This is a genomic window from Formosa haliotis, assembly GCF_001685485.1.
Lineage (GTDB): Bacteria > Bacteroidota > Bacteroidia > Flavobacteriales > Flavobacteriaceae > Formosa > Formosa haliotis.
Genome location: NZ_BDEL01000001.1, coordinates 143,727 through 161,824, shown reverse-complemented (window position 1 = coordinate 161,824; position 18,098 = coordinate 143,727). Strand labels below are relative to the sequence as shown.

The 18,098-nt window shown below is 38.0% G+C and carries 10 protein-coding genes and 1 pseudogene; all 11 read right to left on the bottom strand.

Annotated elements, in window-relative coordinates; genetic code table 11:
- Positions 1-4: 4 nt before the first annotated feature.
- The 11 genes and pseudogenes from A9D35_RS00670 to A9D35_RS00620 all read right to left on the bottom strand — a co-directional run bounded on the left by A9D35_RS00670 (position 5) and on the right by A9D35_RS00620 (position 17,971).
- Positions 5-892, bottom strand: a complete 888-nt coding sequence (locus tag A9D35_RS00670; RefSeq protein ID WP_218017713.1) for a hypothetical protein — start codon at positions 890-892, stop codon at positions 5-7.
- 8 nt (positions 893-900) lie between these two features.
- Entirely contained in the window at positions 901-3,300 is a 2,400-nt protein-coding gene (locus A9D35_RS00665) for a right-handed parallel beta-helix repeat-containing protein (RefSeq protein ID WP_218017712.1), read from the bottom strand.
- Between the two features lie 92 nt (positions 3,301-3,392).
- Positions 3,393-5,171, bottom strand: a pseudogene (locus A9D35_RS19020) (arylsulfatase).
- Positions 5,172-5,209: 38 nt separating this feature from the next.
- Positions 5,210-7,441 carry a right-handed parallel beta-helix repeat-containing protein gene (locus A9D35_RS00655; protein WP_066217771.1) on the bottom strand — a complete coding sequence of 744 codons (2,232 nt, stop codon included), beginning with the start codon at positions 7,439-7,441 and terminating at the stop codon, positions 5,210-5,212.
- A gap of 22 nt (positions 7,442-7,463) precedes the next feature.
- A complete protein-coding gene (locus A9D35_RS18630) occupies positions 7,464-9,095 on the bottom strand; it encodes a family 43 glycosylhydrolase (protein WP_066217769.1) in 1,632 nt (543 codons plus the stop codon).
- Positions 9,096-9,116: 21 nt separating this feature from the next.
- Positions 9,117-10,241, bottom strand: a complete 1,125-nt coding sequence (locus A9D35_RS00645; RefSeq protein WP_083191571.1) for an alpha-L-fucosidase — start codon at positions 10,239-10,241, stop codon at positions 9,117-9,119.
- A 14-nt stretch (positions 10,242-10,255) separates the two neighbouring features.
- Complete coding sequence (locus A9D35_RS00640; RefSeq protein WP_083191570.1) at positions 10,256-12,901, bottom strand: glycoside hydrolase family 95 protein; 2,646 nt, start codon at positions 12,899-12,901, stop codon at positions 10,256-10,258.
- A 72-nt stretch (positions 12,902-12,973) separates the two neighbouring features.
- Entirely contained in the window at positions 12,974-13,726 is a 753-nt protein-coding gene (locus A9D35_RS00635) for a 3-keto-disaccharide hydrolase (RefSeq protein ID WP_066217766.1), read from the bottom strand.
- Between the two features lies 1 nt (position 13,727).
- The gene (locus A9D35_RS00630) at positions 13,728-15,290 is read right to left on the bottom strand and encodes an alpha-L-fucosidase (RefSeq protein WP_066217765.1); all 1,563 of its coding nucleotides are present in this window, start codon (positions 15,288-15,290) and stop codon (positions 13,728-13,730) included.
- A 39-nt stretch (positions 15,291-15,329) separates the two neighbouring features.
- Positions 15,330-16,373 (bottom strand): glycoside hydrolase family protein, encoded by a 1,044-nt coding sequence (locus tag A9D35_RS00625; RefSeq protein ID WP_141675449.1) that lies wholly within the window; start codon positions 16,371-16,373, stop codon positions 15,330-15,332.
- A 14-nt stretch (positions 16,374-16,387) separates the two neighbouring features.
- Positions 16,388-17,971, bottom strand: a complete 1,584-nt coding sequence (locus A9D35_RS00620) for a sulfatase family protein (RefSeq protein WP_066217761.1) — start codon at positions 17,969-17,971, stop codon at positions 16,388-16,390.
- Positions 17,972-18,098 lie beyond the last annotated feature (127 nt).

The window sequence follows — 18,098 nt, the reverse complement described above, 5'->3', positions numbered from 1 at the left end:
ACTATTACTTCTGATTTACAACAAATTTCTCCCAAAAGGATGCGATGTTATTCGCCTCGCTTCCTAGATTGAAATTGAACCAATTTTCTACACAATCGGAAAAATCGATACCTCCTGCTGCGATCCATTTGTTAGTCCATTCGCCCTCCCAGGCATCACAAACTTTATCCGCTTCCGTCCAAATATTTCGTGCGACTGCATTAGGGTTATTTTCTGATTTAGCAAGCGCCAACCATTTTACATCTTTAGTTCGGTAATCAGGCGTTTTATTATCGTCGGTATTTCCATCGTCTATTTTTTTATACTGCGTATGTGCTTTTAGCCAGGTTAATTCCGATGGGGTTGTATTGTTTTCATTGTAACGACTGTGCTGTACGATGACAACTTGCTGCTTTAAAAGTGCAGCGTCTATACCTTCAGCTAAAGCAGCCTGTAAAACATCGTAAGTAAAGTTGGATTGCCCCGCCTCTTGAACAAACACCTTGCCTCCAGAATTCAAAACAGGCAACAGCTTATTTTTAACGCGTGTTACAGATGCATCCCAATGCTCATGAGCGTTGGTCCAATGTGTATTTTCTGCACCAAACAGTAAATTATAATAACCAGGAACGCCTGCTGTAATAAAAAGATGTTTTTGATCGCCATAAGCTCCGGCCACAGCATAATAATTTACGTTATTAAAATCGGGATGTTTTAGTATGCAGGCTAAAGCCGCCGCTGCCATTACATCGTCTTCGTCTGGTTTAAGATCGAAATTTGCCAATAACAAATCGGTTTGTTTATTAAAGCTTTGCGCACATAACTCTGCCCCAGCGAACATAAAAAACAATAGGAGTATTAAAAAGCTCTGTGGTTTCAGATATATTTTACTGCTGCTGATTTTTAACCCCATATAATTTATCATTTTAATACGGTTTTAATGTCTATTTCTTGCTGTTCGCGAACCACTTTAAAAGTTGCAGAAGCTGATTTACTAGCGTTCATTAAATCTAAAAACACCCCTTCCCGAGCGACTTTTTGTCCGTTTACTTCTAAAATTAAATCCCCTTCTAAAAATCCCATTTTAGCAACCTCGCTGTCTTGAGGCACTTTTATTAAGGCTATTCCGCCATCTGATTTAGACACGCCATAAGCCGAAAAATCCTGACCCGACAAACGACTAATTACAGCCCCTTCCCATCGAATCACTTTCGTTTTTCTTTTGGTACGATCGCTCTTTTTAAGTGCTTCTGAAATACCTAACTCAGGAATTTCAGGTGTTTTGGCTATGGCCTTAAGCGCAGGCTTTTTTACACCAAATTGATCCATTGGGAAATTTTTAAATCCTATTTTGAAAGCCGGAGAGCCTGCTTTTACTCTAAAATCGCCGTTTGCTGGATCAATAAATTGGGGGTCGGCAACGATCGAGTTTTCATCCCAACCAAATTCTTGTGTTAGCTTAGCATCAAATAATAAATTGCTATCGACACGCTTTCCTGATTTATTTTCCTTCGGAACATTCACGCCCTGATAAACAAACATGAAAATATTAGAAAACACTTCATCGCCACTGTTTTCATACCACACATGCGGATGAAAAGTATTGTTTACGGTAATATTATTCCAAGCACGTCTTCTATAGCCTTCGCGTAATTTTAAACCTCCAGCTAACATCAAATTATTATAAATATCATAGTTTGTAGAACCATCGTCTAAATCGATATCCCAACCATGATCACAACGCCAGCGGCTGTTTCTTATAATGGTAGTTTTCATGGCATCTGCAAAGGGTAATTCAGGGTATTTTTTAAAATCGAAACCTTTAAGTCTCCAATAACGATCGCGTCCCCAAGAGTTAAAAGATCCGTGATCGTGGGTTTCTAAAACGGTATTAAATACATCGCATCGTTCGATAATATGACCACCAAAAGCACCATCGCCAATATTAATTCCTGAACGTGCACAATCGTAAATAGAACAATCGCTAACCGTAATTTCCATAGCCATTTCAATCTGTACACCTGCTGGCTGACGCTCGACCGTTCCTACATTATGAATTAAACAATCGGTAACAACTCCCAGAGCAGGGTGATTTTCAGTTTTAGGTCCAGGTGTTTTATCAATTTTTGAAACTTCATTTTTCTCTCCATATTCAAATAAAGGATCTCGTAAAGCATTAGGATCTCCTACAAAACAAACACCACTCGCTCCTGTATGATGGATATAATTCCCTTTAATTAAGGTATTTCGATTGTAGTTGTTTACAAAAATGGCATTGCCACCAAGTTGGTCGAATTCACAATCTAAAATTTGAATAGCTTCTGTTCCCGTTAACATCACCGCGCCTCCTCTAAAAATAGCCCAATCGGAACGCAGCATAGGTTCTTTGGTTTCCATAAATGTTCTTGCAGCATGCTTAAACACAAAACCCTGTAAGCTAATATGTTTTATTGGCTGTTCTATACTTCCTTGAAAATCTATTAGTTGTTTTAAACGTACAATCTCAACTTTGGCCTGATTTAAATCTATTTTCGCCCCAGGTTTAAAATATAAGGTTTGGGTACTTTCATCATGAAACCATTCGCCTGCATCGTCTAATTCTTCAAAAATATTTTCAACCATTCGGTATTCCTCATGCATTCCCATCTGACGATTGTTTTGCCAACCGCCTTCATAAGTCACTTCTCCTTCGGCGTTTTTTCCTGTAATAACATAATTATAACCGCCCCAACGTTTAGAATGCATGGCATGAATATATCCGCCTTTAGGATTTGCCCAACCTACAGCACGTTCTTTAGAAAACGCATCGGCAGCATACCCTTGGTACGCATCTGTTTTTTTACTCGCATCATAATTGGGATAACGTGCCATACGTTGATTTAATCCATCAACAAAAACCTGATCGATGTGAATCCCTTTTGGTGTTTTTGCTTTATAAATGCCGTCTTTATACAATTGCCATTGAAGCTCTAATTTTAAACCACCACTTAATACAGCAGTTCCTTCATTTTGAGCTCGATAATGTATAGGGTGCTTTTTAGAACCAGAATCTTTTGCTGTAAACACAATCGTTTCTGGCAAATAATACACACCATCGGCAAAATAAATGGTTACTGTTTCCTTGCCTGCATAAGCTCGGGCTTTGTGTTGTGCTGCGAGAAATGTTGCTAAAGGTTTGTTTTTGGTTCCTAAATTAGAATCGGAACCTTTTGGACTAACATAAATATCCAAGGCGTAAACTGAAAATTGTAACATTCCAAAAAGAAAATAGAATAACAAGAATACGTATGGTTTCATATATTTTAATGGTGATTCATTCATCTTTTATTCCTTTTGAAATGTTAGTAATCTGTTTTTATTTTTCATATTTATTATCTTAAAAAGTGGCTATAAGAGCAGTGAAATTCATGGCATTATAAATCTAAAGCTTCAACATCTGTAAAGTACGCGCCTCCTATTTCTCCATCCTCTGTTGTTAAATAGGTTAAAAGCTCTGTTTTTCCTTTAGGTAAATTCAGCTCAAAAACAACGCCTGAACTATTCTCTTTTATAGTTGATTCTGCTTCTATCCCAGCAATTAAAACCCTAGCTTTTATAGCTTTAATAGGTTTATTGGCTTCCTTAGGAAACTGTCTAAGCGTTATGCGATAATTCCCTGCCTGTTTCACATCGACTTTCCAAGGGCCGGTCTCTTTTGGTAATTTGGAAATGGTGCCAAAATTCCAAGGCGGATTCCCTTTTGATAAATACCAATCCTGAGAACATAGGGTCGTTGGGTTTTCTACTGGATTCCCAAGGTCGATGTAAACAGGTGTCATTCGTGGTGACATAGACTCCCAAAATGGTGGGTAAAGTGCTTTTAATTCTTTCACTATAGACGGATTCGTTTCTGCTATATCATGACTCTGACTTAAGTCATTCTGAATATTGTAAAGTTCTTTCCCATTAATTAGACGCCAATCATCTTTTAATATACAAGTGTAATCCCAAGCCTTTGGCTCCCCTTCAAAATTTGGTCCTCCTTGTAATTGAACAATCAAATGCGCTCTTTTTTCAGGATTGTTTTCATTTTTCAATATGGGTTTAAAAGATATGCCGTCTAATTTGTGTTCATTAGACATGGAGATACCACATAAATCTGCCAATGTTGGTAGCATATCGATATGTGCTGTTAACGCGTTGATGTCTCTTCCTCCTTTAAGTTTTCCATCTGGCCAATACATAAAAAATGGCACGCGATGGCCTCCTTCGTATACGGAAGATTTTTTTCCTCGCATCCCTGCATTAAACCCTTCTGAAGGCACAGAATTTAACCCTTTGAAAGCACTGCCTTTTGCAGTACCATTGTCGCTCATATAAATCAAAATTGTGTTATCGGATAAACCAAGTTCTTCAAGCTTGGCTCTTAGAACTCCAAGATTATGATCAAAATTGGTAATCATTCCCTAAAATTCAGCACCAAACTTCCAATTAACCTTCTCTTTATAAGGAGAACTCCATTCCTCTCCAACTCTGTATGGTCCATGTGGCGCATTAGTTGCCAAATAAAGGAAAAAAGGTTTTTCCTTGTGAGCTTCAATAAAATCTAGTGATTCATTAAACCAGACATCTGTACAATAGCCTTCAAATTGTTTAAAGCTCCCATTTTTCTCGTAAACGTCATCAAAATAATCGTTACCCCAATAGTCTGATGCTTGTCCAACACCACCGCATCTGTGCCAAGTAACTTGCTGAAAACCTCGGTCTTGCGGACGGTGAGGTGCGTTATCCCCAAGATGCCATTTGCCAACCATTCCAGTTACATATCCATGATCTGAAAATACATTTGCCATGGTTTTTTCATCTGTATGAAGTAAGGTACGTCCGCTACTGGTGCGGTAAGCACCTGTTCTTCCTGGGTATCTACCCGTCATTAATGCCGCTCGGGTAGGTGTGCAAAATGGACTAACGTGAAAGTTGGTAAAACGAACGGCCTCACTATGCAGTTTATCTAAATTTGGTGTTTTTATAATCGAATTCCCATGACAGGCTAAATCGCCATAACCTTGGTCATCTGTTATTATAAGAATAACATTTGGTCTCCTTTTTTCTTCTAAATTGGACTCGTGATTTTCACCTTTTACAAAGCCAGAAAAAAATAATGGAACTGATAAAAATGATATCAAAAGACCTATAATGCTTATTTGTTTCATATTACGTTCTTCTTGAAGGTTGACACATTTTGATTATTCTAATTTTTCAATCCCATTTTTGAAACATCTAAGGCTTCAATTCCTAATTTCAAAGCAGGGCTTCCCGTTTTAAAACCAAAGTTTTCAGCTTCGACATCAATGAACATGGGATCGGCAAAAAGACTTGAAGTTTCCTTACCTATGGCTCGCATTCTTGAAAAATGAGCATCCATCCAATGTGGATTTGACGGATTGAAATACAGATTTGAATCTATATCCACATCATCCAAATTAGGCAGATTGGTGGTTTGATCTTTTCGAGGCCTTTCGTTATTAGCAACACCACCATCGGGATGGGAAACAATGATATTATGATACACTTTAGATCCCGCAACCGGAACCCATTCATAACTTAAATACCCCGACTTTGGAACCACCTTTGGAGCTACGATAACATTATTAATGATGTCGTTAACCCCTTTTGAAGCAATTCCGGCACTAAACCCGAAATTATTATAAAGGACGTTCCCGTAAATAAGTGTTTCATGCTGATCATCATCACAACGAATTGGGGCAGGCATAGAAGGCTCTAAATTATCGTGCAGATAATTATAGCGTACAATATTTCCTGTTCCAGCACCAGATACGTAAATACAGTTACCATCTGATAATAATTCGACTGCATTTGTGACTTCATTATACTCTACAATATTATGTCGGGAATGGTTGTATTGCTCTCTATCCTTCCAACTCTCGTAATCTTCCTTGGTATGCGCTATAACCTCCTTAGAAATTTCGTTATGGCGTATGGTTCTTCCGCCTTCACCATTCAATTTTCTATCTGGTTCTACGCGATTCGTAATTAAAATCGCAGCATAGCCACTGTGGTGTAAATAATTATTAACGATATGATTATAGCCACTTTGCCAGGCCCATATTCCTGGAGCATGCCAAGTAATTTCACTAAAATGATGAATATTATTATTTACAATAGTATTGTGGTGGTTAACATCTTTTGTTCCTGGACCATAACCCGCTAATAAAATACCTGCTTCCCCTAAGTGAGCAAATTCGCAATCTTCAACTTTATTACGCTGTGCATGTAAGTCGAAACGAATGCCTGTTCCTCCTGAATTTATAAATTTACAATCGCTGACTTGGCAGTTTTCGGCACCACGGAATCGCAACATCGCTGTTGGTCTATCAAACAAGTCCCAATCGTGTTGCATTCCCCAACCTAAACGGTCTTTTTCTGAAGTCCAAGCTCTACGATCGGCATGGGAAAAGGTAATTCCTGTAAATGCAATTCCGTTTACGGGTTGATCTATGGCACCATCATAATCAATATTTCCTTCTACACGAATAAGTTCACTGGTGGTTGGTGCAAGAATATCATTTGGAATACCATTGGCGTTCACTGTTCTTGGCCATAAATAAATCTGTCTTGTTTTACTGTTTATAACCCACTCGCCAGGTTCGTCTAAAGATTCCAAGGTGTTTTCTATCCATGCTGAATTTCCATCCTTTGTGTGTACCCAATGGGCTAGTTTCCCCATCTCGTAAGTAGCCGACACTTTGGTTTTTGCCATGCCTTGTTCTTCATCAACTGAGGCTAGCGGAAGCATATTAATCATCCAAGCACGACTTGGCCTGATGTTTATTTCAACATCTTCAAGGTTATCCCAGTTTTTCAATTTGCCCTCGGGAAAATAAAGCGTGGTTTTATCGCCTAATTTTGTTGGCACAAAACCAGTGGCTCTAGCGCGATTCAATCGTCCATTAGCATCATATAGTGTATAAAAAGTATCAAGACCTTCAGGGATTTGGGCAACCCATATTTTCCCTTTCGCCTGTTCTGAAATTTCGGGATTTCCTGTTTCTAACAACGTCCAACCTTCAACTGGAATACCTGAGCTTATTACAGGTGTTTCATTAGGATATGCCGCGAAGGTTAAATACGCAGGCGGTAATGTTCCTGCTCCAACGTCTTCAAATGGAAGTGAATTTTCTGAAGGTGATGTACCATCTTCTAAACCCAATACTAAAGTTTTGTTAAGTTGATGGCGCCCTTCACGAAGGTAAATAGTAGCCGGATTAGTATTTCCGTTTTTACGCTGTTCGCGTACTGCATTAACGGCTTTTGTAAGCGTAGCAAAGGGTGATGACAAACTACCATTGGCCGTATCGCTTCCATCTACAGCCACATACAATTCAATATCTTGCTGTGGTGTTTGGCATCCTAAAATTGTTATAAAAACGAATACAAAATTAAAAATACTTTTAAATTTCATTTGATTGATTTATTAAATAGACTTATTTATTTTTCTCTACCAATACCACATTATCCCAATACGCCACCCCATCAAAATCTTCAGTTGTGGTACAACGTAAGTTTAGCTTTTTAAGATCGCCACTGTTAAATGTGCCTTTAAACGTTTGCCAGTCATCGGCTTTGGTATCAGCTCCTAATTCAAACTTGCACTGGCTATCAAGAGTACCTGTGGTATCGAAAATAACCTTGCCTTTTGTTCCTGCTTTTACTTTAAGCATCACACTTAGTTGGTAACTAGTGTTTGGCTCAAGATCTACTTGTTGTATGATATCTGCTGGAGTGCCTTTTCCTTTATATTGAAGTGAATAGTAGCCTGTAGCAGTTTCGTCTAGTTGATTTGTACAATCAACAGTTTTGCTTTTCCAATACTTAACCGTTTTTTGTGTAGCGAGTTCAAATGATGGGTTTTTCACCAAATTATCGGATTCTATTTTAGAAATTTTGATTGAAGAAATAACATTATCACAACCTAAAGCACTCAAATCGATACGGTCTTCTTTAAACATCCACGATTTGCCTTTAAAATTGTCTTTCTCAAAACATTCTACTGAATAGCCTTCCGGAATTTGAATTGAAGAAATAGCATTTGGCAAAATGTGATGCTTTTCTAAATCTGATTTTTTATAGCTTCCAATAGTTAAAGTGCCGAACATTCCATTAAAATTCACCTCCTTATGAAAAGTAGGTTCCTTTACGCCAAGCGTTTGGTTCACCATTTTCATGGTGCCATCTTCATTAAAATATACGGGATCGAAACAAATGGAACGCTGCGGACCGATAGCTCCGGAAAGCGACCCATTATGATAAAATAAATACCACTGATTTTTAAATTCAACCACAGAACCATGCATGGTAATCACATCGGTATGATCCATTAACACTCCTTGAGGTTTCCATGGGCCTAACGGACTTTTACTCATGGAGTAGCACATTTGGTTTTGTGGCTTGAGGTGATTTGGATAAATCATATAATACAAATCGTTACGTTTAAACACGAAAGGGCCTTCGCGATGTTCGTCTACACCTTCTTGATGAACCATTTCTGATTCAACTTCAATCATATTATTCTTTAGCTTTGCTCCATAACATTTAGCATCTCGAACAGCAAATAAATAGGCTTGCCCATCATCATCAATAAACACATTGGGATCACAAAATGCATTACCTCCTTTTACAAAACCTTGAACTTTAAAACCAGATGCCGGGTTTTTACTTGTGGCGACTCCAATTTCCCAAACTTTTTCTTTATTCTTATGTGGAAAATAGAAGTAATACCTTCCGTCTTTAAAAACACAATCAGGTGCCCACATGAAACCACCTTTTTCAATCCCCCAACTCACATCTTTAGAATGTAAAATTTCACCATGATCCTTCCAAGTAATCATATCATCGGTTGAAAACACATGATACCCATCCATCGTACTATAGCCTTTTGCAGGAGCAACATCGGTTGATGGATATACATATAAACGGCCATCATCCCAAACGTGAGCCGAAGCATCTGCCGTAAACATATGACTAACAATAGGATTAGAACGGCGTTGCTGGGCATGAAGTGGTATCGCCAAAAGCGCTATGAAAGCAGCAATAAAAAGAGAGATTCCTTTATTCATTAGTTTGTGGTCTTAGATAGTTTAATTACGAATTCGTTTACCAACTTCTTGTAATGTTGTAATATCATCGGGGAAAACAGTACCGTCTGGTAACGGCCCGATATTTAGTAATAGATTAGCGTTCATTTTTTTGGTATGTTCTAGCATGTCCATGACGTCATCTGGTGTTTTATGTCCAACATCATTATCTCGATCGTAGCCCCAAGCATAAGGTTGCATGGTATTGCAAATTTCTAAGGGTACATCCGATTCACCTGTAAAATGACGTTCGGGTGCTTTAAAATCTTCGGTGCCTAACACACCTTGTTTGTACGACACTAAAACTTGCGGTTGAAGGGCATGAATATGATCGTATAATTCTTGAATTTTTAATTCATGAACTTTATCTGGGCGAGAATTTGGAACCGCTCTGCCGTCTAACCAAATGCCCGCTACTGGACCATAGTTGGTTAGCAGTTCTGTTATTTGATTTTTCATATAATCCACATAAAGTTGAAGGTCATGTGCTTCGCCATATTTATAAGATTCCTCACGTGGGTTGTAATCGGGACGTGGATTTCCACCCCAATCTTCCCTATTTGGGGCATGCGGATGTTTCCAATCGCGTCCATGTGAATAATAGAAAAATATCCCAAGGCCTTTTTTCTGGCATTGCTCAGCCAACTCAGCAACCAAGTCCCGATTCGCCGCACTATTTGTGCTTTTAAAATCGGTAAAAGCTGTATCGAAAAGGCAGAAACCGTCGTGATGACGGGTTGTTATGTTGATGTATTTCATACCGGCATCGACCGCTAAATCGGTAATAAAATCGGCATCAAAATTTTCTGCGGTGAATTTATCAGCCAGTTTTGCGTATTCATCTGGTCTAATTAACGCACGTAATTGCACCCATTCTGCAGGTTTTGAATGTATATTGCCCCAATATCCTTCAGTTAAACTAAACAATCCGTAATGGATAAACATTCCGAATTTAGCCTCACTAAACCATTTTAAGGCAGCTGCTCTTGGGTTTTTAGCATACTCATCTTCATAGCCTTTCAGATAGGTTGGAATTTGCTTTTCACTTTGTTTTTGGCAACTGATGATGCTAAACACTAAACAGAACATCACTAAAAATGCAGTACTTATATTTTTTATACTTTTCATCAATATTATTTTATTTAAGGCTGTAACCAAACTTTAGTAGTTCCGGTAGCACTTTCGCGACCATCCTTGCCAACAGCCGTTACTTTGAAGGTTATTTGATTAATCTGTTTCAGGTTTGAAGCCTTATGTGTAAAATGCCTGTCTGTTACTTCGGAAGCTAGCAACTCGTAATCTGCGGCATTGCCCACGGCACGGTACACTTTGTAAGTTTTAGCATCTTCGCTCGCATTCCAAGTCAGCGTAATGGCATTCGCTTTAGTATTACATTTCAAATTTGAAGGTGCCGCTACAGGACTAAAACTTGGTATGTTATGAATCACATAAGTCTCCCCTTTTCGTGTTTGAAAACTAACTTGGTCTTCACCGATTGATTTGAAGGCGACTACTTGACCTTTAGACGTTTTAATACTAGCCTTAGCAACGTTAGGGTACCTCAACTCTAGAGTGCCACCAGACTTTGATAAAACCTCAAATTTATCCGCTTGACCATTTGACCATTGTGCAGACACTTCAAAATTACCACGAGCCAATAAACCCTTATAACTTCCCGTAGACCATGCTTTTGGTAGAGCTGTTAATGGCGTAATCACATAATCCTGGCTTTGCATAAGCATTTCGGCAACTCCTGCTGTGGCACCATAATTCGCATCGGCCTGAAATAATGGATCGCCACGATGGTCGTTAAATAAATTGTGTAAATAATTTTCACTTAGCAATTCTTTGTAATACGCATACGCTTCTTCCCCATCATGCACACGTGCCCACATGGCCATACGTTCGGCACGCGCCCAACCAATATTGGTTTTATGATCACGTTTTAATAAACTCACTCTAGCAGCATCTAACCAAGCTGGAGTTTTATCGTTTATCAGTTGCCCCGGATATAATCCAAGCAACATAGAAGTATGTCGGTGGTTTGGGTCGCCGATATCATCAAAATATTCTTCCTGACGAAACTCTTGAATTTGCCCAGATTTCCCAATTTGAATCGGATCTAATAAAGGCAATTGCTTTTCAAAAATTGCTAAGCGTTTATCGGAGCGACCTAATATTTCGGCACTCTTTAACGTGTTGTGATGATTTTCGAAAAACATCTGCTGATCGAAAGTTGTACCCACCGTATTACGTAATTTTTGTTCTGGACTAGAGGACGGTTTAGCTAACAAAACCCCATCAACATCCGTGACAAACCGAGACACAAAATTGGCTTGATCATAAAGTATCGGGTACACCTGTTCGGCTAAAAACGATTTATCTTGTGTGTAATCGTAATAATCCCAAAATAAAAGTCCTATCCAAGAACCTGTTCCAAAACCAGCCACAGGCGATTTCCCGGGAACATTGTAAGGGTTACTCCAAAAAGGCCCAGACCAACCATTGTCGCCTTCGGGGTCTAGTTGAGCGCTATTAAACTCTTTAATATATTGGGTTGCATAGTTGCGTTGCCTTGGTTCGAACGCTTTAAAATAATCGGCATACGACTCAAAAAGCTCGGATAAATTCGTAGAAAACACAGGCGCATAAGCAATCTGTAAATTCGTATCATGAAGGTATTGCGACGACCATGGTGGTCTCTGATAAACATTCCAAATCCCTTGTAAATGCGGAGGAAGTGTTCCTTTTCTAGAAGAACAAATTAACATATAACGTCCGTACTGAAACGCAAGCTCTTCAAAGTACAAGCTAGTTTCTTTTGAAGGGTAAGCATCAACCAGTTTGTTAGTTGGCATCGCAGGTTCCACCGCACCAAGATCAAAATCCACACGATTATAAATGGTTTTATAGTCTGCCTGATGATTTGCCAACAAGACTTCAAAAGACTTTTTTGAAGCTTCATTGATGTACTTGGTCACTTTTTGATGTGGACCTGGAAAACCTTCTAACTTTTTTGCTGGATCTTCGGTAAGAAACACTTTAGGATCGAGCTGATAATTGGTGCCTACGGCAATTAAAATTAAAGCATTATTGGCATCTTTAACTTGAATTTCTCCATTTTCGGTGGTTTTCATTGTTCCTCCTTCAGGAATCACCTTAAACTGGCCTTCAAATTTTATTTTGAAATGATTCATAATACCAGAAAGGGTTATTACATCGCCCTTGGCCGAAACCGAACCCGATTTCCCTTCACCTAAAAAAGGAATTTGAGGACGTAGTGTGAATGCCAATTTCCCTTTTTTTGAAGCCGACAAACGAATGGCCATGACTTTATCTGGATAGCTGGTAATATATGCTCTCTTGTAGGTTACACCATCTTGCTCATAGACTACTGACGATACGCCTTCATTTAAATTTAGCTCTCGCTTGTAGTTTTTAGCATGATTATGATTGAAATCGATATAGACCTCAGCAAAATTATTAAGACCTCTACGACGCAGACCACGATCGCCATCACTATCGTATAAGCTGTTTTCGGTAATCTGAATCCGCTCTGTTGTTGTACCGCCGAACACATTGATTCCCATGTAGCCATTACCCATAGGGATTGAACCATTAATCCAGCCCGTATCATTATTTGGAGCAGGCTCATTGTACCAAATGCGCAATGTTTTTTCAGTAGTTGCTATAGTCTTATCACCCTCCTGAGCACCCACAAAAATAGTTGCATTAAAAAATAGGATTAGCAACAATTTAGGCGCCCAATAAATCGATTTATTTTTCATTATTATCTTTTTTTTCAGAAAACCAAAAAAAATGGTTTGACTTATTCTTGATATTCTTAATTGTGTTTTTACTTACTCTTTTGTACCCAACGGATGTATTAAAATATTTCTATAAGTGACCTGCATCACAGTGCCATCATGAATCTGAAACCCTAAAAACCCGTTCCGGAATGCCTTAGGATCTTCATCTAAATAGTCTATAATTTTAACGCCATTTAGCCAATATTCTATGCGATTACTACGTGCACGAATGGTTAAGCGGTTCCAATCTTCTGGTTTAAAAAATTGCTTAATTAACTTTTCATCTGGAAACACACGTAACTTCGGCCTTGCATACCAATCGCCTAGCGTGCCTTGCATATTCTTTTTCTTTGGATTATGAAACGCTACATCATACTCATAGCCCGCAGCTGCTTCATAAGATTTTTTGCCTTTTTTTTGTTTAAAAATGAAAGGATTTACTCGGAAATACACCCCGGTATTTCGACGATTATCTCCAGTTAATTTCAACTCACAAGTAAATTCAAAATCACTAAATTTTTGCTTACTATACATCCATTCGGGCGTATCTAGCACCTTGTGCTTTGTGTTTCCAATAATTGTTTTGTTTTCTATATACCAATGTTCTGAAGATGGTTGCCAAGCGTTAAGCGTTTCCCCTTCAAGTAAATTAATAACATCCGAATTTTCAAAAGTTGGTTCCATTGCTTCATTTATCGTTTGAGACCAAGCTATTTTTGGAGCTATCGAAACGAGTACAAAAACAAGAACTAAAATCTGTTTAACTATAAGCTTTACCCTTTTATAGGTGATCTCCTCTTTCATATTAATACCCTTTTACGGCCTTTCGTACCTGTTTCATAATCTCAATACACTCCGGATTAAAAAAGGGGTGATTTTTAGTAACATCGGGGGTCATGGCTAGATTAATGGTTATTGGTATATTGGCAGCATCTGCATCTTTAAAAATTTGAATGTATTTTTCTGCTGAAAATTTAGGTTTTTGGGTAAACTTCCCATGTCCGGTACGGCTAGACCATCCGTCCATATAAAACCAACTTGCAGGATATTGCCCCTCTAATTGTCCGCCTTCTTTAAACAAAAATGCTGGCTGAATTTCAGGAACCCTTCCCGATCCGTCGGATGCCACCAAATCACTAAAAGGTGTTAAGTTTGGAAATAAATTTTGACTAAACCCTATGGGTGCGTTTGGGTTACCTGCTTTAATCGCATTTGCAAATTTTTCCCAAGGCGGGTCTAGCTGATAAACTTTCCAACCACCATCGTCAATATACCCCGCAGTGGTTGCTAACTCTAGTCCATACCGAAGACTCACCTCACGAAAATGCGCTTCTAAAAAATTAAAATACCCTGATGGATTTGGTGTTTCGCCGTTACCATAAGTATTCCCATATAAATCTTCCATCCCACTGTTAGGATTGTAATAAAGCATTAAACGAATATCATGTTTTGCTAAGCCATCAATTAACTCTCTAATTAAATCACGCTTACAAGTAAATCCTGGTTTAATACTGTCTATAGTTTTACTTGGCCCCGGCCAATGTTGTGTACCATGAGCACAAGTAAATGTGACCCAAGATGCTCCGGTTTCTACTACTTTTTCAACAAAAGCATCCACATCAAAATCCTGAACCAATTTTTGGTATTGATCGCCCAATTCAGGCCCTCCATTAAATGGTACAGAGCCTGAAGAAAAGTGCACAAACAGTCCATATTTACCATCGATCATCCATTGTACATCAGCCTTCATGGCGTTCGCACGTTCTTTTATAGCTGCTAAGGCTTCTGGTCGTACTAATTCTATAGACCAAAAAGCAAAAGGATTGGGTTTTATGTTGGCATTAGCTTTAATTTCAGCATTTTCTTCTTTCGTTTTTTCTTTTCCAAAAGTCACCAAACGAAAACTGATTGTATTAATTCCTTTTTTAAGTAGCAAATTTTGTTTTAAGGTGTGTCGCTGTACAATGGGTCTGGTATCCCAATTTTTAACATTGGCTTTTTCTATGATTGTTGAAGTGCCTGAAGTGACTTCAAATGTAGATTTCGAAAGGATATCATTGCTCCCTGTATACAAAAGGGCAATGCTATATTCGGCTTCGTAAGGGGCTTCCACTTCCCAAGTCATTACATCTTCCTTGCTAAGAAAACCACGAATAAAGGCATTGTTAACCACCATGGGTGTAGGACGTTCTAAATAATTCAAATGTCCAGTTAACTCTGCTCTAAAGCCCATAATAGTTGTAATATCATCTGCTCTAAGCTCCCATGTTTTTGGCGCCCAGTAAGGATGTGTAACATGCTCTTGAGCCCTACCATTAAAGGAAATGAATGCTAACACACCGAATAATAAAACCAAACTACTTTTCATTTTAATATCTATTTGAAATCTCTAATAAGAGTGTTAAACCTATTCCCAATCTTCTATTTTCAAGAAATACCCAGCTGTTGGATCTTCATCATGACAAGCCAAAAACAAATATTCTGGCTTTCCGTCTTTCCATAAAATATTAGGGCGTTCGCTTCTTGCTAATTCATGATTAAAATAATGCGTATTGGTATTGTAGCCTATTTCTGGTCTTTCCCAATGTAATCCATCTTTCGATTGGTATATTAATCCGGGGCGCTTTCCGCCAAGCTGTTTTTTATCAAGTGTTTTTGGATGGCCTTCTAAAGCGCTTTTAACATCCATACGGTCTTCAACAATTAAATAATACATGCCTTTGTAATAAAAGGCATAAGGGTCTTCAATATCTAAGCCCATGTCGGCATAGGATATTAATGGATTTTCTTTATAATTCTCATAAGGACCTTCTAAATGATCGCTAATTGCCAATGAAATTTCTCTAATCTGATTGGGTTTGTACTTGTCTGTAACAGACTTGTAATAAATTCTATATTTCCCATCTTCATCAACTAAAAAAGTAGGGTTTGAGGCGTGAATAATTGTCGCTCCATCCATGGTTCCCGCTGCTTTTATAATGGGATTATGCGGACTTTCCACCCAAGGTTCATCTAAAGATTTGGTGGTCGCCAAACCTATTTGTTGCTCTATTCTTGGGGTTTCACTATCCTTGACCAAATACACCATGACATAGGTATCTCCCACTTTAGACACTTGTGGATTATGGTAAGTCGCTGATGGACTTGAAAACGTGGTATCGACAAATTGATAAGGTCCTTCAACAGTATCTGCCATAAAATGAACAATTTTACTATCTTTTATCCAACGCCCACGGTTAGGAATGGTAGACATGAATACATGTAGTTTTCCTTTTTCATCGTAAATGGGCGACATACCCCAGTTCCACCAACCTTCTTCTGCTGGAAGAATAAATTGTCCAGGAACCAGTGATTGGCTAAATGTCGATTCTTGAATGGTAACATCTTGTTTGCATGAAAAAAAGACCAATAAGAATACAGTTATACAGCTTATTTTTAAGCAAAATTTCATAGGTTCTATTTGAATTATTTTTGAGTTATAAATGCGGTTTGTACCCAAGGTGTCTCTATTTCATCATTGTTCTGAACATTCCCTGGGGTGCTTCTTCCATCATTTATGTGCTTAATAAGTAATTGTTTTAATTCTTGAACTTTTTCAGGATATTGATCGGCTACATTTTCTTTTTCCTTGATATCCGTTTTTAAATTAAATAAGATTTCCTCGGGAAGCGCTTCTTTTAATTTTTCGGGTTTTCCATTTGCTGAAACTCCAGAATTTGGAGATTGAATTAATTTCCAATTACCTTTTCTAATGGCAAAAATTCCCGTTTTACTATGATGAATGGTGACTTCTCTTTGATAACCATCATTTTGAGTTAACAATGGCATCATACTGAAACTGTCTTCTGCTTCATTATCTTTAAATTTGTAATTCACGATTTCGGCACAGGTGGCCATAAAATCGGTGGAACAAATCGTTTCGTTAGACACGGAATTCGCTTTAATTTTTTGAGGCCATTTCACTAAAAACGGCACTCGATGTCCACCCTCTAAGTAACTACCTTTGTTTCCGCTGTAGATATAGCTAGGGTTATGTCCTTTTTTTGCTAGTACTGGGTAATTTGCATTAGAAGCACAACCGTTATCACTAGTAAAGATAACGAGGGTATTTTCTTCTATGCCACTGTCTTTAATAGCTTTAAAAATGTTTCCCATTAAATCGTCTATCATTAAAACAAAATCGGCATAAGGATTAATGTTACTTTTTCCTTTCCAAGGTGCGATAGGTAAAATAGGATTATGTGGTGCTGGTAACGGCAAATAAATAAAGAACGGTTGATCTCCTCCAGCATTTTCTTTTATAAATGAAATGGACTTGTTTACAAATACAGGCAATACTTCCTCGTGGACAAAATCTTCGGAAATATCGCCTATTATCCAATACGCATAGGGATGCTCTGCTCTTTTTTGTACTGAAATGCCATTTGGAACTTTTACCACTTTATCATTCTCGATATATACAAAAGGTGGCATATTTAATGAAGCTGCTAGTAAATAAGAATAATCAAATCCCAAATCTAAAGCCCCTTTGTCTAAAGGTTTAGTATAATCGATACGATTGAAATCGTATTTATCTTGTATTCCTGTGTAATGGTCGTAATCTTTAACTCCATCTTTGGTAGCCCAATTTAGTCCGAGGTGCCACTTACCAATATTAGCTGTTTTATAACCATGTTGTTGTAATAAGTCGGCAACTGTTAATCTATCGTCTTGAATTAACATAGGTGATGTTCCCCAAGTTACAAATTGTTTTAGTGGTGTTCGCCAATTATAACGCCCTGTTAAAATACCATATCGCGTTGGTGTACACACCGAAGATGATGTATGCGCATCGGTAAACCGCATACCTTCTGCTCCCATAGTATCTAAATTTGGAGTGTTAATTTTACTATTTTCGTTATAGATACTTAAATCTCCAATTCCTAAATCGTCTGCTAAAATATAGATGATATTGGGCTGACTTTTTTTAGAAGATTTACTTTGAGCTGTAACTTGACAAGAAAAGACACTTACGGTAAGTAAAACCACTATTTTTTGTAATTGAAACATTTTATTCAGAATTAAAAAGTGTAACTCAAACTTTTCAATAATTCATTTATAGAAAAATAAATGCATTGGACAACAAGTACCCAATGCATTTATTTACAGAAACTTTAGACCAAAATTTACATGATCC